The organism is Neobacillus piezotolerans (genome assembly GCF_003362805.1).
Lineage (GTDB): Bacteria > Bacillota > Bacilli > Bacillales > Cytobacillaceae > Bacillus_D > Bacillus_D piezotolerans.
Map to the genome: position 1 here is coordinate 39,022 of NZ_QNQT01000006.1, position 22,696 is coordinate 61,717.

Genomic DNA, 22,696 nt, shown 5'->3' on the forward strand with positions numbered 1-22,696 from the left:
AAAGAGGCATCCGCGAATTCCTTATTGCGGATGCCTCTTTCAATTTACCGTTTCTCAATCGCTAGGATGAAGGGCGGGTTATTTTTCTGGTTGATGAACTCGTATTGAAGGACATGGGCCTCTTTTTGGTCAAGCCCCCTTGCGAATGCGAGCAATTTGTCCCGTTCTTCCGCGCCTCCCTCATGTCCGTGGTAGATGACGAGGACAATGATTCCGCCGGGGGCCATCATTCCTAGCAGCTGACTTACCGCGGATATCGTTGTTCCTGGTTTTGTGACAATGCTTTTATCGCTTCCCGGCAAGTAGCCGAGGTTAAAAATAGCGCCCTGCAGTGTTCCATGGAAAGGATCCGGAATCAGCTCCGCAGCACGTTCATGGCCGGAGTGAAATAGAGTGGCCCAGGTTTCGGCGCCATTTTCGGCAAGCCGCTTCTTGGTCGTTTCAATCGCGTCGGATTGAATATCAAATCCGAATACCATTCCGTTTTCGCCTGTGAGGCTGGTGAGGAAAAGCGTGTCATGGCCGTTCCCCATTGTCGCATCGACGGCGGCGCCGCCTTTCATGACCGCCTTTTCAAGCAGGATCCTTGCGAAAGGAAGTACGCCATCAAGCTTCATTGCGGGTACCTCCAGGTTCTTTCCCATCAACAAGGATTGCATGCTTTTTGAAAAATTTCCCCTGCCAGCTGTTTCGCCGCTTCATTTCCGCATCGATTGCGTTCAGCACTTCCCATTTATTGACGCTCCACATCGGCCCGATCATCAAATTGATTGGCCCGTCCCCGGTAATCCGGTGGACAATCATCTCAGGCGGCAAAAGTTCAAGCTGGTCGCAAACCAGGCTCACATATTCGTCAAACTGTAGGAATTCGAGAAGCCCTTTGTCATACTGCTTGACCATAGGTGTTCCTTTCAGGAGATGGAGCAGATGGATTTTGATTCCCTGGACATCGAGATTCGCAACCTCGCGGGCGGTTTCAAGCATCATCTCTTTTGTTTCAAGCGGAAGGCCGTTGATAATATGCGTACAAATCCGGATATTGTGCTTTCGGAGCTTGGCGACTCCTTCCTTGTAGCAGTCGTAATCATGCGCACGGTTCACGAGCTGGGCTGTCCGCTCATGAATTGTCTGCAGCCCGAGTTCGACCCATAGATACGTTCTTTCATTCAGCTCGGCGAGGTATTCGACCACATCATCCGGCAGGCAGTCGGGCCGGGTGGCGATTGACAACCCGACAACGCCTTCCTGCTTAAGGACAGCCTCGAATTTTTCGTGGAGCTCGGCAACGGGTGCGTGAGTATTGGTGAAGGCCTGGAAGTACGCCATATACTTGCCTTCTTTCCACTTTGTATGCATCTTTTCCTTAATTTCATTGAACTGGGTCTCGAGTTCGTCCGCCCGCTTCCCGGCAAAATCTCCGGAACCCGCCGCGCTGCAGAACGTACAGCCGCCATGAGCCACCGTTCCATCCCGGTTGGGGCAGTCAAAGCCGCCATCGAGAGCCACTTTGAAAACCTTGTGGCCAAAATGGCCGCGTAGGTGATAGTTCCATGTATGATACCGTTTATTGTCTATTGCATATGGAAAAAGGCTGGTTTGCCCCAATTTTGTACACCTCTTTTAATTAGTTGCGTTCATTTTTTTCGGAAAAAATTCACTCCCGGACATCCGGTGGAATTTCCCCTTGTGTATCGAAAGTGAATTCCAATTTACAACCTGAATTTTAACATGAACAGCTTCTGTAGGCTATTTCAATTCTTCCCACTAATTATCAGCCCGCATCCGTGATAGTCGAAGGCTCGGTGAACAAACTAAGAATGAAGCTGCTAATTGGCAGGTTCCGGCCTATTTGCTACGGGCCGTATCATCAAGGTTAGGGGGGACTTCATTGGCAACCCGGCAATCAATTGAAGATTTCATCAGCAAATGCCAGCAGGCGGTCGAATTTGCCCAGGAACAATACAATCACACGGCCAGGCAAGAGCATTACAATGCAGATGGTTATACTGAAGCGCTTAAAGCGCTCGAGGATGCTTACAATGAAATGGCCGTTCTTGCATTAAGCGCCAATTCCCAGCAGCGTGAACGGCTGAACAGGATGAGGCTTCAGCTTCAGGGAATCCAGAATGATCTAATCCTGCAAAGGCACTAGGAGGGCGCGTGTATGAAAAAAAGATCCAAAAAGAATAATCCCGAGCAGAAAACACGTAATGGCTACAACAGCCAGGATGTTGAAGTGGGGACAGACCTTGATTTGATTGACCGAGCGAAACGGGCCTATGAAAAGACTGGCGGGCAGCCGGTGAAATCAAAAATGCACGTTGAAAACAATAAGTATTAGCCTTTGATAAATGGAACTTCCTCCCAAGGCAGCGCCCGGATGGGTGCTGTCTTTTTTCAATGGTATTCATCGAGCAGCCTATCCTCCAATGTGCAGAGCGCTTGCGCTTTTACCTCATGTTCATAAAATCTTCATAATTCCCGCACCTCTTCATCCGCCATAAAACCTTGATTTTCCTAAAACCAAAAACAGTGAAAATTTGCCGTTCACAATTTGGAAACGAGTCGTTTTAATTTTGTGATGTTGGTCACAGAAAGAGGGGATGTTCCGTGGTTTAAATAAGGTAGCAAATCAGTGGAAAATCCTTTAGTAAAGCCTCGCTACAAAGGCGTTCGGCTGGGTTTCCCTTGAAAGGAAGAGTGGACGATGGCAAAAAAAATGATCGCCTTTTTACTAATGATGGTTCTTATCCTACCGGCCGCGGCGTTTGGTGAAGAAATTGAAAACGGTACTTTGAAATTGGAGGAGCTGTCTATCCAGGTGATGCCGGAATTCGCGAAACATCCTAATGACAAAGAGACGAAGCGGCCTCCACTCCTGATTGGCTACCAGGGAAGCCTGATCAACAACACCGGGAAGGCACAAAATGGGAAAATAGAAATTCCTCTCCCAGTGAACGAGAAAAATTTCCGGATTGGGTTCGTTGCCGATTATTCCAGCGATCTTTCTCAAATGTTTGAAATCAACTATGAGCTTGATTTGGAAAAAGGGATAATCTCCTGGGAGACAAGCCGGGAAATTGCGCCAAATGACCAATATAAATTCGTGATCGAGTTTTATACAGATGCAATTAAAACAAAAGGCAATGAAAAAACGCTCGATTATTCATTTAAAAGCTTTGCCGACATCACACTTGTGAATCTGACCATACTTGAACCGATGAACGCCGGAAACGTAAAGCTTGAACCAGCGGCGACCGAAGCCCCCCATGAAAATCCATACGGTTTGAATATGCATACGTACCAAATCAAAGGGATGAAAGCGGGGCAGGAGAAGGAATTTAAACTTTCCTATGACCGGAAAGAAACGAAGACGACGAATGAGCTGCTTGAAGCCGCCGGAAAAAGTACCCCGCAAGCCAAAGCCAAGAAAACGGAAAAAATGCCCCTGGGCCTTACAGTTGCCGGCATCAGCGCGGCAAGCCTGCTCGCATGCGGGCTGCTCATTCTCTTCCTGAAGAAAAAGTTCGCACCATCATCAACCGTAACGGCATCTTTTGAGCCTGAAGCCCGAACCAAAAAAGCTCAGCTTCGCAGGCTGCTAATGGATGGGATGATTACGGAAGAAGAATACAACGAGCTCCATAAAAAACTGAACTTATAAGGAAAGGAGGCCGGCAGCGTGTATATTATCGGAAACTTAACATTAATCCTTGGAATGCTGCTGTCGGCCTATACCGTTGCCGCGACTGTCAGAGGCATCGTAAAACAAAGCCCCCAGTGGCTTGGCAGTGCGAAGGGGGCAATCTTTGGGGTATCACTTGCTTCAATATCCGCATCCGGCCTGCTTCTATATTTCCTGACGGCAGGCCGATACGAGTATACGTATGTTGCTTCCTATACTAACGATGCCCTGCCGTTCCTTTATAAGCTGTCCGCTTTCTGGGCGGGAAATGCCGGGTCGCTTTTGTTCTGGACACTTTTGCTTAGTTTGTACACTGCAATCATAGGCTTTTCAAAAAACAATAAATACAGTCCGTACGTACTCTCGGTACTGGCGCTTAACCTGTTATTTTTCTTCATCGTCATGCTTGCGCTGGCAAATCCGTTTGAAATGTCGGATACCGTGCCTCCGGACGGCAACGGCTTAAATCCGATGCTGCAAAACCCGGGGATGGTCATCCATCCCGTAACGCTTTATCTCGGCTATGTCGGGCTGGCCGTTCCATTCGCGTTCGCGATGGCTTCGCTTATGTTAAAAAGCATGGATTCGGCATGGCTAAAGCTGATCAGGAAATGGACACTTACATCATGGATGTTTTTAACCGCAGGGAACCTGATTGGTGCCTGGTGGGCGTACGTGGAACTCGGCTGGGGCGGCTACTGGGCATGGGACCCGGTTGAAAATGCCTCGTTTATGCCGTGGTTAACTGTATCGGCATTCCTTCACTCCGTTATGATTCAGGAGCGGAAAAACATGCTTAGAAAATGGAACCTGACCCTGGCTATCCTGTCATATGGGCTCACCTTGTTCGGAACATTCCTAGTCCGGAGCGGCATCCTGACAAGCGTCCACGCCTTCGCCGACAGCAGCCTTGGGACATACTTTTTCATCTTCCTGGCATTCATGGTCCTCTTCGCCTCCTACCTGGTCGTATCGAGGAACGGGCTCATCAATAGCAGGAGCGTACCCGTAACAGCATACTTTTCAAAGGAAAGCAGTTTCCTGCTGAACAACTATATTTTGCTCGCGGCAGCTTTCGCTGTCTTTTGGGGAACCATCTTCCCGCTTGTTTCGGAAACATTTTTAGGAACGAAAATCAACACCGGCGCCCCCTATTTCAACAAAGTAATGGCACCGATCCTGTTGGCGCTCATTTTGCTGATGGCAGTCTGCCCTGCAATCCCTTGGGAAAAAGCAAGCCCATCGCGCACGTTGATGCAAATCCGCTGGCCGCTTGGACTTTCTGTTGTGACCGCTGGCATTCTGGCCGCGATGGGCGTAAATGGGATGTTTGCCGTGTTCGGGTTATCTGCATGCATGTTCATGCTTGCAACACACGTGATGGAAATCACCAGGGCGGTCCGGGCGCGGAGAAGGGCGACTTCCGAAAATCCGGCAACAGCCTTTTTAAAGCTTTTTTCAAAAAACAGGCGCAGATACGGCGGCTATATCGTCCATATCGGCATAGGGGTGCTTGCTGTAGGAATCATTAGCTCCCAGGCTTACCCTTTAGAACTTATAAAAACTGTAAATCGGGGAGAAAGTTTCACGATTGGGGGTTATGAATTAACCTTCAACAGTTTTAATAAAACGAAACAAACCGACAGCGACATCATTTTTGCCGAAATGGGAGTAGCCTATAAAGGAAAAAAACTGGCGCCGGTCCACCCGGAGAAAATTTACTATGACAACTGGGCGGAGCCATCGACAGAGGTGGCTGTAAAGTCCCGATGGAACGAGGATTTATATGTTGTCCTGAGTTCGTGGGAAACGAAAAATAAAATCACCGTCCTTGCAAGGGTGAATCCGTTCATCAGCTGGATATGGGCGGGCGGATACATAATGCTGGCCGGTACTTTGGTATCACTGACAGTAGGACGGCGGACAGCTGGGATTTCTCTTGTGCAGAATCTCACAAAAAGGGAGGCGGTCCGATGAGTAAAAAAACGATCGTTCTTCTGGCGTTTTTTCTGGCGGCGCTTCCCGCCATGGTGTATGCATCCTTTACGGAGAATTCCCCGGAATTCAGGGAAGTAACAAGCCAGCTAAATATGGATGGGCATTCCGACCATGATATTTCAACCTGCAAGGTGCGGAAAGCCTATAACAGCGAAGTCATTGAAATGCTGAATAAGGACATGTCACCGGAGGATATCATTCGCTATTATACCGATGAACTCGGGACGGGGGCTCTTAAAGTCCCATATAAAGAAGGAAGCGGGCTCCTCGCCTGGCTCATGCCGGCGGCGGGGCTAGCGGCCGGCGCCGCGATAGCAGGATTGGCCATTAAAAGGATAACAAACAGGAAAGCGGAAAAGGATTCCCCGACGATTATTGAAATGCAACTTAGCGGCGGGGAGTATTCAAGCCTGGAAGAAACGCTCGACAACGAGCGGAAAAAGTATTTTTAAAAAAAGGGGTGGCAGGTTTGCTTTCTATCATACTTGTGTGTGCACTGCTTGTCGCGGCCTGCCTCTATCTTATCCTGGCCCCCTTTTTTGGGGGAAGGCAACCGGAGCAGGCAAACGGAAGCGAGGAAGGCCTGGATATGAAACTAGTGTACGAAGCGGTAAATGAGCTTGAAATGGATGCATTGATGGGCAAGATTTCTTTCGATGATTTTAAAAAAACCAAAGAAGCCTATTACCGCGCCGCTGCCGAATCCATCCATGAAAAAAGGAATGTAGACGGGGATATCCTGGAAGCGCTTGACACAATCCGCTCTGAAGCAAAAACGGCGATTACCGGAAAGAACGTATAACCCGGGCCGGGGAGTACACGGCGGTATGAATATGGTTAGAACACAAAAGGTGTTTTAATAGATAAACATTTACCTGGGGAGGTGAAAGAATGTTTAAGAAACTTTTGGCGATTGATAAAAAAATACTGATTTTCGCCGCGCTCTTCGCGGGGATTGTCCTGTCCGTCGTGACTGTGAAAACATTGGCCTATACGGACTCGCCAAATTTCTGCCAGAGCTGCCACATCATGGACTCTGCGTACGGATCGTTTACCGATTCAACACATTCGACTTTATCCTGCAATGACTGCCACCTGCCGCATGACAATGTGGCGAAGAAGCTGGTATTCAAGGGCAAGGCTGGAATGGGGCATATGTACTTTAATACGCTCGGTACCGAAAAAATTCCGAATGTGCTGCATGCAACCGAAAAGACCGAGAGGGTTGTTGAGCAAAACTGTATAACATGCCATGAAAGCACGCTGACAAACATCGAACACGATGCGAAGGAAAGCTGCACGACGTGCCACCGCACAGTGCCGCACGGAAAGAATTTTAAAACAAAAGAATTCAATAAGCCGCCTAAATCCGGCGAGCTGCTTGAACATAAAGGAGGATTTTAAGGATGTCCAAGTTCCGATTCGGAGCCTACCTGATGCTTTTGGCATTTATTCTGATCATAACGGGCTGCAGTTCCTCCAGTGAACAGGCAGCTGCCAAACCGAAAACAACAGGGCTTTCCAAAGAAGAGATTTCAAATGAAGCGTTCAATGATATGTTCCCGCTTCAATACAACAGCTATAAGAAAAATGAGAAAATGTCGGATACGAAATACAGCGGCTCCGTAAAGCGCTCAAAATTCGATCCGGACAAAGAACCGTATTTGCCGATTCTGTTCAACGGCTATGGTTTCGCGACAGAATACAACGAAGACCGGGGCCACGTCTATGCCCTTGAAGATATTAAGAGCGTTGCCAGGATAACCGATAAGTCCGTAGGTTCATGTTACACATGTAAATCGACGGCCGTGCCGAAAATGATTGAAGAAATGGGCGAAAAGTATTGGAGCGCTAATTTTAAAACAGAAATTTTCCCTAAGGGTGAAAAAATGGGCCATTCGCCAATCGGCTGTTCCGATTGCCACGACCCGCAGACAATGGACCTTCGCGTAACACGCCCAAGCTTCGTAAAGGCGATGGAGCGTAAGGGAATCGATGTATCGAAGGCTACGAAAAATGACATGCGCAGCTATGTGTGCGGCCAGTGCCACGTTGAATATTATTTCGATGCGACAACCAGTGAAGTAACATTCCCGTGGGACAAGGGCTTCAAGCCGGAAGATATGTATGAGTACTACTCGACAATCGCCAAGGAAAAAGGCTTTGAAAAAGACTGGATCCACAATATTTCCGGGACTCCAATGCTGAAGTCGCAGCATCCGGATTTTGAAACATTCATGGAAGGCACACACGGAAAAGCCGGAGTTGCCTGCGCGGATTGCCATATGCCATATGAACGCGTCGACGGAAAGCGCAAGATTTCATCCCACTGGTGGACGTCCCCGCTCAAGACGATGAAAACGTCCTGCGGAACATGCCACGGCGACAGGGATCTTGACAAGCTTGAAGCAAGGGTCATCGAAATCCAGGATACCCATATGAAACAGCTGCATAAAGCCGAGGAAGTTTCCATCAACGCCCATTACTATGTGAACAAAATGATTACCACCGGAGTGAAATCCGACAAGGTCAAAGCGGCCCAAGAGCATGTCCGGAAAGGGCAATGGTTCTGGGATATCATCGCGGCTGAAAGCTCCGCTGGCTTCCATAACCCGCAAGGCGCGATGGACTCGCTTGCCGTTTCAATCGAAGAATCGAACCAAGCCATCAATATTGCCACTGAAGAGCTTGTTAAAAAAGGCGTCGATATCGATAAGCTGAAAGAAGAAATTGAAAAGGCGAAGAAAGCTGTAACGGGAGAAAAAGATAACTTCCAAAAGAAATCACATGCCATCAATGCGCAATTCCCGGCACAGCAGCCGGTTGTTCCGGCAGTACCAAAAAAATAACTCTGGACTAAGGTTTCCGATGGCCGGAAAGCCAAAAGTCTAAATGGGAGCACTGTAGCCATGGTTACAGTGCTTTTTCATATTTGGAATAAAAACCATTGCACAGTTTTGGGAAAAGGAATAGAATATCCTTTGTGCTTGAAAAAGGACCTTAATGATTAGTGTATTAAATTTGAGCGATAGCGCTTGAAAAATAAGAATTTTATAAATTTGTCCAGCACGGCGCTAAACGGACGCATCCGGTTTTTTTAGTCGAGTTGGCGCGTGGGCTTTAAAAAGAAAGGAGAATCATGATGCCTCGTTCATTATGGCTTTTAATCATCGGAATGGTTGTCAACGTCACGGGTTCATCCTTTCTCTGGCCCTTGAATACAATTTACATCCATGACCATCTAGGGAAATCGTTATCGACTGCCGGCATAATCCTTATGCTGAACTCCGCGGCTAGCGTCGCGGGAAACCTGGCTGGGGGAAGCCTCTTTGACAGGTTTGGCGGCTACAGGTCGATCCTGCTTGGGATTGGGATTGCGCTTCTCGCTCTTCTTGGTTTGACCTTTTGGAACAGCTTTACCCCATACACGATTTTCCTTACCATTTCGGGGTTCGGCGCGGGAATCATTTTTCCGGCAATGTACGCGATGTCGGGGGCTGTCTGGAAGGAAGGCGGGAGGAAAGCGTTCAACGCCATCTATGTTGCACAGAATCTTGGGGTGGCTGTCGGAGCCGCGCTTGGAGGATTCGTTGCGGACTATTCCTTCCAACTAATATTCGTTGCAAACTTGTTTATGTATATCATCTTTATGGGTATTGCCGTTTTTGGCTATAAAAACATAGCCGAACGGAATGCCGCCCAGACTTCAATCCTTTCTGAGAATCCACCGGCGGGGATGAACAGGAAGTTAAAAGCGCTGCTTATATTATGCATCGGCTACCTTTTATGCTGGGTTGGCTACGTCCAGTGGCAGACAACGATTGCTTCCTATACACAAGAAATCAATATTACCCTTACCCAATATAGCCTTTTGTGGACCGTGAACGGCGCGTTGATCGTGTTGGGGCAGCCGGTGCTCAACGGCTTCCTGAAGCGGTTTGGCCGATCGCTTAAAACGCAGATGGTCCTCGGCATGCTTATATTTGTAGTGGCGTTCATCGTCGCGGCCAACTCTGGCAGCTTTTCTGGATTTATGGCGGGGATGATTATTTTGACAGCAGGCGAAATGCTCATCTGGCCGGCTGTCCCGACAATTGCCAGCGAACTTGCCCCTCGGGGCCGGGAAGGCTTTTACCAGGGAATCGTCAACAGCACGGCAACAGGCGGCAGGATGATCGGCCCGCTCCTCGGCGGGATTCTCGTAGATCTGTACGGCATGTCGATGCTGTTCATCATCCTGATTGGTTTGTTTGTTATTTCAATAGGAACAACTGTTGTGTATGACCGTGGCATCAAGGAAACAAAGCACTCGGTTGGTATTTAGGGATTGTCCCGCGCATAGATGCATGCGCGGGATTTTTTGCGGGGGTTATTTGTTTTTTGCCTATAATTAAACTTATTTAACCCGCGGGTTGCGGCGGCAAGTCTTTGGGAATACTTCCGCTATAGCACATTTTCGCCTTAGCGGCTTGCATCCCGAGGGAAATTAATTTAAAATAATTTAATATAAATCATTAAATGACTTTGATAAGGAATAGTAGTGATTCCGTCCCGCCATTAGAGAGCTGGCGGTTGGTGCAAGCCGGCCGGGACCATCATGAACTCGCCTTTGAGTCGCGGGTGTGAAGAACTAGTAATGCCCGCCGTTTTCCGCGTTAAGGATGAATGAAGCGAGTGTTTTCACACTAATGTGGGTGGTACCGCGGGAAGATACATATCCTCTCGTCCCTGTTTAAGGGATGGGAGTTTTTTATTTTTTCAAAGAAGATTGAGGGAGGAAATCCAGATGAACTTCAACCACAGGGAAATCGAAAAAAAGTGGCAGACGAAGTGGGAAACAGAAAAAACTTTTAAAACAGGCGAGGAAAAAGGCAAGCCGAAGTTTTACGCGCTTGACATGTTCCCTTATCCTTCAGGGGCCGGGCTCCATGTCGGCCATCCTGAAGGCTATACGGCGACCGACATCCTTTCCCGCATGAAACGGATGCAGGGCTATAATGTGCTTCATCCGATGGGATGGGACGCGTTCGGGCTTCCAGCCGAGCAATACGCGCTAGATACAGGAAACGACCCGGCGGAGTTTACCGAAAGAAATATAAACACGTTCCGCCGCCAAATCAAGGAATTGGGCTTTTCTTACGATTGGGACCGGGAAGTAAATACTACAGATCCTGATTATTACAAATGGACACAGTGGATTTTCCTGAAGCTTTACGAACATGGCCTTGCCTATATCGACGAAGTATCGGTTAACTGGTGCCCGGCGCTTGGTACTGTTCTTGCCAATGAAGAAGTCATCGACGGCAAGAGTGAGCGCGGGGGCCATCCGGTCGAACGCCGCCCTATGAAGCAGTGGGTATTGAAAATTACCGCCTATGCCGATCGCCTGTTGGAGGACCTTGAAGAACTCGACTGGCCAGAAAGCCTGAAGGATATGCAGCGCAATTGGATCGGCCGTTCCGAAGGCGCCGAGGTTACTTTTAACATAAAAGGCCATGGCGAAACATTTACGGTTTTCACTACACGCCCGGATACACTTTTTGGCGCGACGTATGCCGTCCTTGCACCGGAGCACGCGCTTGTCGAAAAAATTACCACTGCCGAGCAAAAGGAAGCGGTGGAGGCGTATCTTGAAAAAATTAAAAGCAAGAGCGACCTGGAAAGGACCGATCTTGCAAAAGAAAAGACCGGCGTTTTCACAGGTGCCTATGCGATCAATCCGGCAAACGGCGAAGAAATGCCAATCTGGATTGCGGATTACGTTCTTGCCAGCTATGGAACCGGCGCGATTATGGCCGTTCCGGCTCATGACGAGCGTGACTATGAATTCGCCAAGCAATTCGGCCTTCCAATTGTTGAAGTCGTAGCAGGCGGGGATATTGAAAAAGAAGCGTATACAGGTGACGGTGATCATGTGAATTCCGGATTCCTGAATGGCTTAAGCAAGGGCGATGCGATCCGTGACATGATTGCCTGGCTAGAAGAGAAAGGCATTGGCACGAAAAAGGTGACTTACCGCCTGCGCGACTGGCTGTTCAGCCGTCAGCGCTATTGGGGAGAGCCGATTCCTATCATCCATTGGGAGGACGGAACCAGCACGGCTGTTCCTGAAGACCAGCTGCCACTTGTTTTACCAAAAACAACCGACATTAAACCATCCGGTACTGGGGAATCTCCTCTTGCGAACATTGATGACTGGGTAAATGTCGTTGACCCTGAAACAGGCAAAAAGGGACGCCGTGAAACGAACACAATGCCACAATGGGGCGGAAGCTGCTGGTATTATCTTCGCTATATCGATCCGAAAAATAACGATAAGTTAGCCGATCCAGAAAAATTGAAGGAATGGCTTCCTGTCGACATTTACATTGGCGGCGCAGAGCATGCGGTGTTGCATTTGCTATACGCGCGTTTCTGGCACAAGTTCCTTTATGACATCGGTGTTGTTCCGACAAAGGAACCATTCCAGAAGCTCTTCAACCAAGGAATGATCCTTGGTGAAAACAACGAAAAAATGAGCAAGTCAAAAGGCAATGTCGTCAATCCGGACCATATCGTAGAAAGCCACGGGGCAGACACATTAAGGCTTTACGAAATGTTCATGGGGCCACTTGATGCTTCCGTTGCCTGGTCGACAAACGGCCTCGACGGCGCGCGCAGGTTCCTTGACCGCGTATGGCGCCTGTTCATCGAATCGGATGGAACGGTTTCCGCGAAAATCCAGGAAGGCGCGAAGGCGGAAAACCTTGAGAGGGTCTACCACCAGACGGTGAAAAAGGTTACGGAGGACTATGAAGGACTCCGGTTCAATGTCGGTATTTCACAATTGATGGTCTTCATCAATGAAGCATATAAATCCGATGTTCTTCCAAAGGAATATATGGAAGGTTTCGTAAAACTTCTTTCCCCAGTTGCGCCGCACGTTTGCGAAGAACTTTGGCAAAAGCTCGGCGGCACTGATACAATTGCTTATGACCCATGGCCAACCTTCGATGAGTCAAAACTTGTTGAGGACGAAGTAGAAATCGTTGTCCAAGTTAACGGCAAGCTGAAGAAGAAGCTTATGATTCCAGCCGATGCGACGAAAGAAGCGATGGAAGAGCTTGCAATGAAGGAAATCAGCGCCGAGCTTGAGGGCAAAACCGTCCGCAAGGTTATTGCCGTACCAAGCAAGCTTGTCAACGTTGTCGCAAATTAATAGCCTTCAATTTCTTGGCCTTATTTCTGGCTGAAAACGAGGGTTTATGGGAAACTATAGTTTGATAAACCATTTATTTCATCCCCCGGCAACCGGGGGATGTTTTTAACAAGGGGTGTAAGGATGGAACCAATTAAAACGATTTCGACGGAAGATCTGAAAAAGAAGCTTGAGGATGGAGAGAACCTTGAGCTGATTGATGTCAGGGAAGACGAGGAAGTTGCATATGGTATGGTCCCGGGCGCGAAGCATATCAAAATGAGTGATATCCCAGCACGGATTGAGGAACTGGACAAAAACAAGGAATACATCTTCATCTGCCGTTCAGGTGGACGGAGCATGAACGTCTGCCACTATCTTCAGCAGCAGGGCTTCAAGGTCATCAACATGAAAGGCGGCATGCTTGAGTGGGAAGGCGACGTCGAGGTGCAAGGGTAGCTGCTTAAATTGGCGGGTGACGGTGAATTTCATTAGCCGTTTTCATAAAAAATGCTTTTCCTGGTTAATGAGGAAAAGCGTTTTTTATTTTATTTAGTGGTAAAGGTTGTTCCATGAACCTATTTTGTCTCAGCTATTCTTAATTTAAGCGAGTATGAGTCAAATGCGAACCGATGTTTGGACAGCAAAGTGAATTTCCGAGGGTTGCATGTCCAAAGATACCCGATGTTTGGACAGCAAAGTGAATTTTTAAGGGTTGCGTGTCCAAAGATACCAGATGTTTGGACAGCATAGTGAATTTTTAAGGGTTGCGTGTCCAAAGATACCCGATGTTTGGACAGGATCCCAGGTTAACAAATAAATTGAGTCCAAAGTTGTTCCTAGAATGTGAATGGATCACATCGCCTAATAAATGTCCTCTATAAAAACATGCCTGAACATCTATTTCTTTTTCAAATTCTCCTGCGCCATTCGGACGAGCTCCTTAACCATGCTGCCGCCAAGCCTTCCGCCGACTTTCCCGGCATCCTCAGCCGCCAGCCTGCCATTATAGCCGTGCTGAAGCGGTACGCCAACTTCTTTCGCGGCTTCATATTTTGCATCCTCAGGACGGTTGGCGCCGACCACCTTCGCTTTTAATTCATCGAGTCCTTTTCTCGCTTCGGGAACAAGGATTTTGTTGCGTCTAGCCATGTTTTCCAGCCTCCTTTTTAAATTTATTTTTCCTAAAAAAATAAACCTTATCCATTCCATTTGTTAAAAAGTTGTAATTTTGGAAAAACTGATGAAAAAAGAGGGAGGAAGGCAAAATGATACAGGTAAAACTTTTCGATAAAGAGCATGAAGTAGATCTTGAAACCGATATGAATAATTTCCTAAAAGGGCTGGATGAAAAAAAGCTGCTAGATATTAAATACAATGTAGCGGCACTTCAGGAAGACGAGGATGACCAAATTTATTGCTTTTCGGCCATGGTCATCTATAGGGCTTGACCGCTATTTTTCATATACAAATAGAAGGGGGATACCCAGCATTAAGTTAAGCTTATTTATTCCGTCACGTTCATTTTATAGAGTTGGCCATGTTTTGGATCGAAGATAAATGTAACGGAGCTCCCCAGCACACGAGCCTTGCGGGGAGCTCCGTTTTTTAAAAAATTATTATTGGCCGCCGGCTGCGAATTCGGCGGCGCTGCCCCCGGCAAGCCTGCCGGTCACGAACGCTGCGGTAATATTGTAGCCGCCAGTATATCCGTGTATGTCTAGAATTTCACCGCAAAAATAGAGTCCGTCCATCATTTTCGATGCCATTGTCTGCGGCTCGATCTCCTTTACGGAAACGCCTCCTCCCGTGACGAAAGCTTTTTCAAGCGGGAGGGTGCCGTCGACCTTGAACGTAAACTGCTTGCACAGCACGCAGAATGAGCGGATTTTCTCGTGCGAAACCTCCGAACCTTGCGCGCCGGCGTCTATCCCCGATCTTTCAAGCAAAAACAGCAAATATCTTTCCGGCAAAAAGCCTTTCAGTAAATTTTTCATGCTCTTTTTTGGCTCTTCCTTAACGAGCTTCGCAATTTCCTGAAAAAGCGCTTCGCCGTTCTGGTCCGGCAGCGCGTCGATTTGCATCTCCACTTCCTTCAGGTTCCATTTCTTAATCGCTTTTACAACGAACTGGCTCGAGCGCAGAACCGCGGGGCCGCTTACGCCAAAATGGGTGAAAAGCATGTCCATCCGATGGGTGATAAGCGGTTTCCCTTTTGGATTGAGCACGCTGACCGCAACACTGCGGAGCGACAGCCCCTGAAGGATTTTACTTTTGATAAAAGGTTCTTTGGACGTCACAGGCACTTCGGTCGGAAAAAGCTCGGTAATTGTGTGGCCCGCCTTTTCGGCCCAGGCATAGCCGTCCCCGGTCGAACCGGTATGGGGAACCGATTTCCCGCCGACAGCGACAACGACCGCACCGGCTTCAATCTCCGACCCATTGGCAAGCAGAACGCCCTTCGCCCTGCCGCCCTCAAATAACAAATCCTTAACCGGCGAGTTCGTATAAGTTTTTACTTTTAACTCTTCCAGTTTCCCTAGGAGTGCATCAACAACGGATTGTGCTTTGTCGGTAACCGGAAACATCCGGCCATGGTCTTCTTCCTTCAACTGAATACCTAACCTTTCGAAAAAAGCGATAATATCTTCATTGCTGAAAATCGAGAATCCGCTGTACAAAAACCGGCCATTCCCTGGAATATGTTTAATGATTTCGTCGACCGGCAGCCTATTTGTCACATTGCACCGGCCTCCTCCGGAAATGGCGAGCTTCCGGCCAAGCTTGTCGCCCTTGTCGATCAACAGGACACGGGCTCCCTTTTCCCCTGCCGCGGCCGCGGCCATCAATCCGGATGGCCCTCCCCCAATTACGATGACATCATATGTCATAAAAAAACACCAACTTTTTTAGTCATGATATGTGGTAAACTTGTTTTCTTATTATATACATTGAAAGGCCGCCGTGAAAAGGAGGCCCGATTCGTGAAAAAAATCGAAACGGCGTGGGTGGCAGTGGCGCATTGGCGAAAAGAAAGGTACACTACTAATTAGCGTGCGGAACAGGAAAGAGTACCTTTTTAAAAATCTTGTTACCCTTAAGCGCAAGATAATGGATTTTTTAAGTGAGAAGGGATTTTATGTCGTCATCAAAATTAATCAGGGGAACATTCATATTGACGCTTGGAACGATCATTTCCAAGATGCTCGGGCTTTTTTATGTTATTCCATTTACGCGGATTGTCGGGTTGGAGGGGACTCGGCTTTACCAGTATTCGTATATCCCTTATACAATTTTTATCAGCATAGCCACGGCTGGCATTCCGCTCGCCGTTTCAAAATTCATAGCGAAATATAATGCGATGGAAGAATACTCTGTCGGACGGAAGCTTTTCAAATCGGGGCTTGTTGTGATGATGTGCTCCGGTATCGTAGCGTTTTTGGTCCTGTATTTTACAGCGCCGCTGCTTTCGACGGGAAAGGATTTGCCGGCGGAGGACATTACATCTGTCATTCGGGCCGTTTCCTTTGCGCTCATCATTGTTCCGTTCATGAGCATGATCCGGGGTTTTTTCCAGGGGCATCAGTCCATGGGCCCATCTGCGGTTTCACAGGTTGTTGAGCAGGTTGTCAGGATCGTATTCGTTATCGCCGGAGCTTATATCATTTTAAAATTCCTTGACGGAAATACTGTCGATGCTGTCAAGGCTGCCACATTTGCCGCATTTGTCGGCGCGGTCGGCGGTCTTGCTGTCCTTGTATGGTACTGGGTAAAAAGGAAGCCTGGACTTGATGAACTGCTTGAGAAGGATAAAGGAACTGTGGATATCTCCTTAAAGGAAATGTACAAGGAAATCCTGATTTACGCCGCGCCGTTTGTACTAGTCGGGATAGCGAATCCGCTTTTCCAATTCATTGACCAAATTACTTTTGAACGCGCGATGGTTTCGATTGGAATTAGCGAAACGGCAGCGGGTGATGCATTTTCAATCTTGAATTTCCAGTCGCATAAGTTGGTCATCATTCCGGTTTCGCTTGCGACAGCTTTTTCACTTACGCTCGTTCCCAGCATCACCAAGGCATTTGTGGAGAATGACCGGAAGAGCCTGAACCGACAGCTGAACCAGACGTTCCAGGTGCTTTTGTTCCTGACCTTGCCGGCCGCAGCAGGATTATCGCTGCTCGCTGAACCATTCTATACGGTTTTCTACGGCCATATGGACCTTGGGACGGAAGTGCTGCGAATGTACGCACCTGTCGCCATCTTTTTTGCCCTATACTCGGTTACCGCGGCAATCTTGCAGGGGATTAATGAACAGAAATGGACAATTCTAAGCCTGCTGACGGGCTTGCTTGTAAAATTCGCCCTCAATATGCCGCTTATTAAGCTGTTTGAAACCGACGGGGCGATTTTGGCGACTACTCTCGGTTATGGCGCGGCCATCATGATTAATTTGATTGTCATTAAAATTTTTTCAAAGTACCAATTCAGGCTTGTGGTGCGGCGCAGCTTCTTGATTGTTATATTTGGCGGGTTGATGCTTGCCGCCGCGGCTGGCGTGTACAAGCTTTTAACAGGATTCCTGTCGCCCGCATCGGAATTTCAGTCATTGATCCTCATCCTTGTCAGCGCCATTGCCGGAGGGATCGTGTATTTTTACATTTCCTTTAAAACCCGGCTTATCTACTTCCTGTTTGGGGACAAGGTGGATAAGCTTATGGGCAAGCTGAAATTGAGGGCCTAGCACATGATGTGCGCCTGCCTGTCGGGTGGGTGGTTTTTTAAAAAAAAAGAGCCCTGCAAAAGGAGGGGACGGAATGAGAATTGATAAGATGCTGGCCAACCTTGGCTTTGGGAGCAGGAAGGAAGTAAAGAAGCTTTTGAAGGATGGAGCCGTGACGGTGAATGACAAGGCGGTCAAGGATCCAAAGCAGCATGTGGATCCGGAAAAGGATGTTGTGATGCTGAATGGTGCTGTCATTGAATATAAAGAGTTTGTTTATTTAATGATGAACAAGCCGCCGGGCGTCCTGTCGGCAACGGAGGACACGCGGGATGAGACGGTTATTGACTTGCTTCAGCTGGAGGACCAGGTGTATGAGCCTTTTCCGGTCGGCAGGCTTGATAAGGATACGGAGGGGCTGCTTCTGATTACGAATGATGGGCAGCTTGCGCATCGCCTGCTGTCTCCGAAGAAGCATGTGCCGAAAACGTATTTCGCGGTCATTGAGGGCGAGGTTACCGAGGAGGATGCGGCGGCGTTCCGAAAGGGTGTTACGCTTGATGATGGGTACCACACGAAGCCGGGCGAGCTGAAAATCCTAAAGTCGGGGCTGATGTCGGATATCGAGCTGACGATTACGGAAGGGAAATTCCATCAGGTGAAGCGGATGTTTCAGGCGGTCGGAAAGCGTGTCGTGTATTTGAAGCGGCTGACGATGGGGCCGTTGAAGCTTGATGAGACGCTTGAGCTCGGCGAGTACCGGGAGCTGACGGATGAAGAGATCGAGATGCTGATGGAGTATCAGCCATGAATGAGCGGCCGGGGAAGGAAGACTTCCGCCGGCTTTTTTTATTGGTTCTTCTTGTTTGTGGGGTTTGGGCAGGGGGGCATGTATAAGGGACATCCGTGGGGCAAAAGCCAGGTCATTTGTCAGAAAAAGCCTCAATATATGACAAGCGGGAGCTGAAATCCGGGTTGGTTGTCAGAAAACGCCTGTATATCTGACAAGCGGGAGCTGAAATCCGGGTTAGTTGTCAGAAAGAGCCTGTATATCTGACAAGCGGGCGCTGAAATCCGGGTTGGTTGTCAGAAAAAGCCTGTATATCTGACAAGCGGGAGCCGAAATCCGGGTTGGTTGTCAGAAAAAGCCTATATATCTGACAAGCGGGAGCTGAAATCCGGGTTAGTTGTCAGAAAAAGCCTGTATATCTGACAAGCGGGAGCTGAAATCCGGGTTGGTTGTCAGAAAGCGCCTATATAGCTGACAAGCGGAAGCTGAAATCGGGATCAGTTGTCACAGAAGTAATGGCTCCGTTGTTAAGCCGCTGTTTATTTTCTAAGCCAAGGAGATTATAAGGATTGCCATCAAAAGTACGATATGCGTCCCCTTGCTTAACCGATAAGTCTGCATTTATTTCTGATTGTTTTTAAGTTGTTCCCGGTAAACATAATCGGCATTTTTAGTGTAAGTCCATTTGCTTATGAACATGGCGCAAAACAGGAATACGCCCATTACAATTAACGACAATTTATAAAATCCTATAAAAAACAATACAAATCCTCCAACCAGGCTGACAATCAGGAAAACCAGCAATATGTTAATAATTCTTTCCTTCTTTTTCTCCATAAGCCACCCTCCTATATCCGTATTTTTCGTAATTTTCCTATATTATACAATGAATTGTAATAAAATGTAATTAGGTTTAGTTTTTACAAAAAAGGGGGATGGCCTTGGTAAATAAAATAATCCTATTTATCTTTATGTTGCTGTTAATGGCTGGCTGTACAACTAATCCGCCAATTAAAGAGGCAAAGGGCCTTCAGGAAAATATAGCTGTCACGGATGATGGAGAAGTGACTTTTAAAATTTTTAATACAGCAAATGTGCCAGCCGAAAGAGTAGATGCCGTCAAAAAAGAACTTACACAGGCTTACAATGAGATTAGGCAAACAATTAAAACAGACTATACCCCCTCCAAAAGAATCAACATTCATCTCCTGGAAGGGAGTGAGGTCTCCTGGGGCTTTAAGGCTGATATAAAATTATACGGCGTCCGGAACGGGAAGGACCCTCTAGTACACGAACTTACCCATACCTTATTGGGATATGGCGTTAATAATGATTCAACCAGGGGGTATCTCACTCAGGAAGGTCTTGCGGTTTATATGGAAAATAGATTCGGCAAACAGAAATCCCCAGTCCACAAGGTAATGAAGTTGTTTTTAAATCTGGGGAAGGCAATTCCGTTAAATAAGCTTATTGATCTGGACAACGATGACCGCCTTTTCAGCCCAGCTATAATTGGTCCAGATGGCTTTGCTATTCAAGTGATGAGCTATTACCATGCGGCTTCCTTCGTAACATATTTGATTGATACATATGGACTTGATAACTTCGAAAAAATCTATAATAAGCCTATGCTAAGTGAAAAGTTTGCTGAAGTGTATGGCAAGAACGTGGACGAATTGGAGGGGGAGTGGCTTTCTTATATTGACAAAAATTATAATGAGCCGGAAATGGAAGAAAAAATGAAGATTGAAAATTTCTATTCACTCTTATCCTCGATTGATTCAATTGATGAGCAAATTTTTCAGCGCTGATTGGATTCCACTCCTGCTCCACTTAAACTAGAATGCAGCAGATTCACCGCTTCATAGGAGAAAATAAAGCAAATGGTCCGTCTCCTGCTTCACCAATTAAAAAAGGAAACCGCCAAACTTTAGGCGGTTTCCCGTTCTTCTATGAGGACATTTTTACTCGTTTTCGTGTGGTGGTCCATTTTCCTCTGCTTGTGCTTTGGACGAGGTCATTGTAGGCAAGGACGTTCAAGTCCCGCTGAATGGTGCGAGGAGTGATGCCGAATTCCTCTACTAGGTCCTGTGTTGTCACAGTCCCATTCTCCGAAATGAACATGTAGATGCACTTGATGCGGTTTAACATACGGTTAGTCGAAGGTTTCAAAAAACCACTCCCTATCCATTTTTCAAACCCTTGGCATTTCCTACTGAAGGCGGCAGGTTAAGATCCAGTTAAGAAATCCTTTCCTGGCAGCCACTCCCTTCCAATACATACTATAAACCATTTGTCTATATTGTATCCCTCTTTTAAGTGGAATTCTACCCTAATTAGAAAATTTACAAAATATTTATGAAAAATTCATCTTTAATATTCGGAAATTACATGAAAAATTTCATAAAATTGTTCTGTTTTTGAAAAAAATATAGTTTAAAGGGTATTTGTAAGAATATTATGGTAAAGTGTGCGCGTGAAATTGAGTTGTTTCTCCAGTTAATTGCTTCGTTTTTTTAAAAAATATTGGTAAGATTAGTGCCATACGGAAAGTCTTATTTTATGGGCGATTCCCATATACTTTCATTGGAGGTTTTCTAAGTGGGAAAGGTCAATTGGATCGATGAGGTTGAAAAAAGGAAGGACAATCTTCTAGAGGATACCCAGAAGCTTTTGCAAATAAAAAGCGTACTTGACGAGGAAGCTGTCTCCCCGGAAGCACCGCTTGGCGAAGGGATTAAGGAAGCGCTCGACTTTATGCTGAATCTCGGAGAAACTGACGGTTTTGCGGTGAAAAATACGGACAATCTTGCGGGGCATATTGAAATGGGCGAAGGTAAGGAACTTGTCGGCATTCTTTGCCATGTCGATGTCGTTCCTGAAGGCGACGGCTGGACAAGCGATCCGTATACCGCTGAAATCAGGGACGGAAAAATATTCGCGCGAGGAGCCCTGGATGACAAAGGGCCGACAATGGCCGCGTACTACGGTATGAAAATTGTAAAGGAACTCGGGCTACCGCTGAAAAAACGGGTCCGGATGATTATTGGAACGGATGAGGAAAGTAATTGGCGCTGCGTCGACCGCTATTTTAAAACAGAGGAAATGCCAGGACTTGGTTTTGCGCCTGATGCGGATTTTCCTATCATAAATGCGGAAAAAGGCCTTTCCGACATTGACCTTGTGCAGGGCGCCGGGCAGTCCGGGGAGGATGGAAAGACCCAAGTTGACGTTCTTCGGTTTGAATCGGGCCGCCGATACAATATGGTGCCGGATTATGCGAAAGCCGCACTTCTCATACATAACGGCGAAACTGAAATCATGCAAAGATTCCTCGAATTCATGGACCAGCATGGCCTCGAACGAAATTATTATGTCGATGCTGGCGAAACAATCCTTGAAGTAAATGGGGTTTCCGCGCATGGAATGGAACCTGAGCACGGCAAGAATGCCGGACTGTATCTGGCGGAATTCATCTTTTCCCTTGATGCGGATCCAAGGGCAAAAGATTACTTCGGATTTGTCTCTCGCTTCTTTTTCAAGGACTCCAGAGGCGTCCGGCTTGGTGTTGCGTTCCGGGATGATATTTCCGGCGAGCTGACAATCAATGTGGGCAAGCTGGTTTACACGAATGGTGAAGGCGGCATGCTTGGCTTGAACCTAAGATACCCGGTAACCGGAAGATTTGATGACATTAAGGCAAAAATCGAACCTGTTATACAGGAAAACGGCTTCCATATCGGCCGGTTCAGCAATGCAACCCCCCATCATGTGGATGAAAGTGATTTCCTTATCCAGGTCCTGAAAAGGGTCTACGAGGAACAGACCGGAGACCCTGCCGAATTGATCGCGATTGGCGGGGGGACGTATGCAAGGTCGCTCAAGTCCGGAGTTGCGTTTGGGCCGCTTTTCCCAGGCCGGCCGGACGTTGCCCATCAAAAGGATGAACATATGTTTGTCGAAGATCTTCTGAAAGCGGCGGCAATTTATGCCCAGGCCATCTATGAACTGGCCAAGGAAGAATAAAGTAAAACTTCCATCAGCGGAGGTTTTCAGCTGATGGTTAGTTGAACCAATCGGACCTTTACGGGCAGTTGACCCCATCCATCATCTTCGATTCCTCTGAATCTTGAGGTGGGGTCTTACTGCCCGTTAAGAGTGGGATAAAGTGAAACTTCCATCAGCGGAGGTTTTCCGCTGATGGTTAGTTGAACCAATCGGACCTTTACGGGCAGTTGACCCCATCCATCATCTTCGATTCCTCTGAATCTTGAGGTGGGGTCTTACTGCCCGTTAAGAGTGGGATAAAGTGAAACTTCCATC

Annotated in this window: 22 protein-coding genes and 1 other annotated feature; of the genes, 16 read left to right on the forward strand and 6 right to left on the reverse strand. The window is 47.4% G+C overall.

What is annotated here, in order from left to right; all coding sequences use genetic code 11:
- Window positions 1-44: 44 nt before the first annotated feature.
- Both mnmM and mnmL read right to left on the reverse strand, forming a co-directional pair.
- Complete coding sequence (mnmM, locus tag DRW41_RS13955) at window positions 45-617, reverse strand: tRNA 5-(aminomethyl)-2-thiouridylate-methyltransferase MnmM (RefSeq protein ID WP_115452624.1); 573 nt, start codon at window positions 615-617, stop codon at window positions 45-47.
- Entirely contained in the window at window positions 607-1,605 is a 999-nt protein-coding gene (gene mnmL, locus DRW41_RS13960) for a tRNA modification radical SAM protein MnmL/YtqA (protein ID WP_115452625.1), read from the reverse strand. The genes mnmM and mnmL overlap by 11 nt, the downstream gene beginning before the upstream one ends.
- Window positions 1,606-1,888: 283 nt before the next feature.
- On the opposite strand from mnmL, the gene DRW41_RS13965 reads away from it, so the two are divergent.
- From DRW41_RS13965 to DRW41_RS14015, 11 genes are all read left to right on the forward strand, one after another.
- Window positions 1,889-2,152, forward strand: coding sequence for a YtzC family protein (locus tag DRW41_RS13965; RefSeq protein WP_115452626.1), 264 nt, complete (start codon window positions 1,889-1,891; stop codon window positions 2,150-2,152).
- 12 nt (window positions 2,153-2,164) lie between these two features.
- Window positions 2,165-2,341 (forward strand): glycogen biosynthesis protein GlgD, encoded by a 177-nt coding sequence (locus tag DRW41_RS13970; RefSeq protein ID WP_115452627.1) that lies wholly within the window; start codon window positions 2,165-2,167, stop codon window positions 2,339-2,341.
- 366 nt (window positions 2,342-2,707) lie between these two features.
- The gene (locus DRW41_RS13975; RefSeq protein WP_115452628.1) at window positions 2,708-3,664 is read left to right on the forward strand and encodes a hypothetical protein; all 957 of its coding nucleotides are present in this window, start codon (window positions 2,708-2,710) and stop codon (window positions 3,662-3,664) included.
- An 18-nt stretch (window positions 3,665-3,682) separates the two neighbouring features.
- On the forward strand, window positions 3,683-5,662 hold the full coding sequence (locus DRW41_RS13980; protein WP_181884557.1) for a heme lyase CcmF/NrfE family subunit: 1,980 nt from the start codon (window positions 3,683-3,685) through the stop codon (window positions 5,660-5,662).
- Complete coding sequence (locus DRW41_RS13985; protein ID WP_181884558.1) at window positions 5,659-6,135, forward strand: cytochrome c-type biogenesis protein CcmH; 477 nt, start codon at window positions 5,659-5,661, stop codon at window positions 6,133-6,135. The genes DRW41_RS13980 and DRW41_RS13985 overlap by 4 nt, the downstream gene beginning before the upstream one ends.
- 17 nt (window positions 6,136-6,152) lie before the next feature.
- Entirely contained in the window at window positions 6,153-6,485 is a 333-nt protein-coding gene (locus DRW41_RS13990; protein WP_115452630.1) for a hypothetical protein, read from the forward strand.
- Window positions 6,486-6,574: 89 nt separating this feature from the next.
- Window positions 6,575-7,087, forward strand: coding sequence for a NapC/NirT family cytochrome c (locus DRW41_RS13995; protein WP_115452631.1), 513 nt, complete (start codon window positions 6,575-6,577; stop codon window positions 7,085-7,087).
- Window positions 7,088-7,089: 2 nt separating this feature from the next.
- Window positions 7,090-8,532 carry an ammonia-forming cytochrome c nitrite reductase subunit c552 gene (locus DRW41_RS14000; RefSeq protein WP_115452632.1) on the forward strand — a complete coding sequence of 481 codons (1,443 nt, stop codon included), beginning with the start codon at window positions 7,090-7,092 and terminating at the stop codon, window positions 8,530-8,532.
- Between the two features lie 293 nt (window positions 8,533-8,825).
- On the forward strand, window positions 8,826-10,007 hold the full coding sequence (locus DRW41_RS14005) for an MDR family MFS transporter (protein ID WP_115452633.1): 1,182 nt from the start codon (window positions 8,826-8,828) through the stop codon (window positions 10,005-10,007).
- A 191-nt stretch (window positions 10,008-10,198) separates the two neighbouring features.
- Window positions 10,199-10,416: a binding site (T-box leader), on the forward strand.
- A gap of 53 nt (window positions 10,417-10,469) precedes the next feature.
- Window positions 10,470-12,881 carry a leucine--tRNA ligase gene (gene leuS / locus DRW41_RS14010; RefSeq protein WP_115452634.1) on the forward strand — a complete coding sequence of 804 codons (2,412 nt, stop codon included), beginning with the start codon at window positions 10,470-10,472 and terminating at the stop codon, window positions 12,879-12,881.
- Window positions 12,882-13,004: 123 nt separating this feature from the next.
- Window positions 13,005-13,319 (forward strand): rhodanese-like domain-containing protein, encoded by a 315-nt coding sequence (locus DRW41_RS14015; protein WP_115452635.1) that lies wholly within the window; start codon window positions 13,005-13,007, stop codon window positions 13,317-13,319.
- Window positions 13,320-13,760: 441 nt separating this feature from the next.
- On the opposite strand, the gene DRW41_RS14020 is transcribed toward DRW41_RS14015, so the two are convergent.
- Window positions 13,761-14,012, reverse strand: a complete 252-nt coding sequence (locus DRW41_RS14020; RefSeq protein WP_115452636.1) for an alpha/beta-type small acid-soluble spore protein — start codon at window positions 14,010-14,012, stop codon at window positions 13,761-13,763.
- Between the two features lie 116 nt (window positions 14,013-14,128).
- On the opposite strand from DRW41_RS14020, the gene DRW41_RS14025 reads away from it, so the two are divergent.
- Window positions 14,129-14,311 carry a sporulation protein Cse60 gene (locus DRW41_RS14025; protein WP_115452637.1) on the forward strand — a complete coding sequence of 61 codons (183 nt, stop codon included), beginning with the start codon at window positions 14,129-14,131 and terminating at the stop codon, window positions 14,309-14,311.
- Window positions 14,312-14,479: 168 nt separating this feature from the next.
- Here the strand turns inward: DRW41_RS14025 and DRW41_RS14030 are convergent, their stop codons facing one another.
- Window positions 14,480-15,751, reverse strand: coding sequence for a BaiN/RdsA family NAD(P)/FAD-dependent oxidoreductase (locus DRW41_RS14030; protein ID WP_115452638.1), 1,272 nt, complete (start codon window positions 15,749-15,751; stop codon window positions 14,480-14,482).
- Between the two features lie 248 nt (window positions 15,752-15,999).
- Here DRW41_RS14030 and DRW41_RS14035 point away from each other — a divergent pair, with 248 nt between their 5' ends.
- Together DRW41_RS14035 and DRW41_RS14040 are read left to right on the forward strand one after the other, a co-directional pair.
- Window positions 16,000-17,604 (forward strand): putative polysaccharide biosynthesis protein, encoded by a 1,605-nt coding sequence (locus tag DRW41_RS14035; protein ID WP_115452639.1) that lies wholly within the window; start codon window positions 16,000-16,002, stop codon window positions 17,602-17,604.
- Window positions 17,605-17,677: 73 nt separating this feature from the next.
- Window positions 17,678-18,394 (forward strand): pseudouridine synthase, encoded by a 717-nt coding sequence (locus tag DRW41_RS14040; protein WP_115452640.1) that lies wholly within the window; start codon window positions 17,678-17,680, stop codon window positions 18,392-18,394.
- Between the two features lie 600 nt (window positions 18,395-18,994).
- Here the strand turns inward: DRW41_RS14040 and DRW41_RS14045 are convergent.
- Entirely contained in the window at window positions 18,995-19,210 is a 216-nt protein-coding gene (locus DRW41_RS14045) for a hypothetical protein (protein WP_115452641.1), read from the reverse strand.
- 134 nt (window positions 19,211-19,344) lie between these two features.
- Between DRW41_RS14045 and DRW41_RS14050 the strand changes: the two genes are divergently transcribed.
- Entirely contained in the window at window positions 19,345-20,184 is an 840-nt protein-coding gene (locus DRW41_RS14050) for a gluzincin family metallopeptidase (RefSeq protein ID WP_142752235.1), read from the forward strand.
- Between the two features lie 139 nt (window positions 20,185-20,323).
- Here the strand turns inward: DRW41_RS14050 and DRW41_RS14055 are convergent, their stop codons facing one another.
- Window positions 20,324-20,545 (reverse strand): DeoR family transcriptional regulator, encoded by a 222-nt coding sequence (locus DRW41_RS14055; protein WP_115452643.1) that lies wholly within the window; start codon window positions 20,543-20,545, stop codon window positions 20,324-20,326.
- Window positions 20,546-20,974: 429 nt separating this feature from the next.
- Between DRW41_RS14055 and pepV the strand changes: the two genes are divergently transcribed.
- On the forward strand, window positions 20,975-22,399 hold the full coding sequence (gene pepV, locus DRW41_RS14060; protein ID WP_115452644.1) for a dipeptidase PepV: 1,425 nt from the start codon (window positions 20,975-20,977) through the stop codon (window positions 22,397-22,399).
- Window positions 22,400-22,696: the final 297 nt, after the last annotated feature.

Coding starts and splice junctions, on each gene's coding strand:
- mnmM (WP_115452624.1), bottom strand. CDS start 617: ATGAAGCTTGATGGCGTACTTCCTTTCGCAAGGATCCTGCTTGAAAAG.
- DRW41_RS13970 (WP_115452627.1), top strand. CDS start 2,165: ATGAAAAAAAGATCCAAAAAGAATAATCCCGAGCAGAAAACACGTAAT.
- DRW41_RS13975 (WP_115452628.1), top strand. CDS start 2,708: ATGGCAAAAAAAATGATCGCCTTTTTACTAATGATGGTTCTTATCCTA.
- DRW41_RS13985 (WP_181884558.1), top strand. CDS start 5,659: ATGAGTAAAAAAACGATCGTTCTTCTGGCGTTTTTTCTGGCGGCGCTT.
- DRW41_RS13995 (WP_115452631.1), top strand. CDS start 6,575: ATGTTTAAGAAACTTTTGGCGATTGATAAAAAAATACTGATTTTCGCC.
- DRW41_RS14000 (WP_115452632.1), top strand. CDS start 7,090: ATGTCCAAGTTCCGATTCGGAGCCTACCTGATGCTTTTGGCATTTATT.
- DRW41_RS14005 (WP_115452633.1), top strand. CDS start 8,826: ATGCCTCGTTCATTATGGCTTTTAATCATCGGAATGGTTGTCAACGTC.
- leuS (WP_115452634.1), top strand. CDS start 10,470: ATGAACTTCAACCACAGGGAAATCGAAAAAAAGTGGCAGACGAAGTGG.
- DRW41_RS14015 (WP_115452635.1), top strand. CDS start 13,005: ATGGAACCAATTAAAACGATTTCGACGGAAGATCTGAAAAAGAAGCTT.
- DRW41_RS14020 (WP_115452636.1), bottom strand. CDS start 14,012: ATGGCTAGACGCAACAAAATCCTTGTTCCCGAAGCGAGAAAAGGACTC.
- DRW41_RS14025 (WP_115452637.1), top strand. CDS start 14,129: ATGATACAGGTAAAACTTTTCGATAAAGAGCATGAAGTAGATCTTGAA.
- DRW41_RS14030 (WP_115452638.1), bottom strand. CDS start 15,751: ATGACATATGATGTCATCGTAATTGGGGGAGGGCCATCCGGATTGATG.
- DRW41_RS14035 (WP_115452639.1), top strand. CDS start 16,000: ATGTCGTCATCAAAATTAATCAGGGGAACATTCATATTGACGCTTGGA.
- DRW41_RS14040 (WP_115452640.1), top strand. CDS start 17,678: ATGAGAATTGATAAGATGCTGGCCAACCTTGGCTTTGGGAGCAGGAAG.
- DRW41_RS14045 (WP_115452641.1), bottom strand. CDS start 19,210: ATGGAGAAAAAGAAGGAAAGAATTATTAACATATTGCTGGTTTTCCTG.
- DRW41_RS14050 (WP_142752235.1), top strand. CDS start 19,345: ATGTTGCTGTTAATGGCTGGCTGTACAACTAATCCGCCAATTAAAGAG.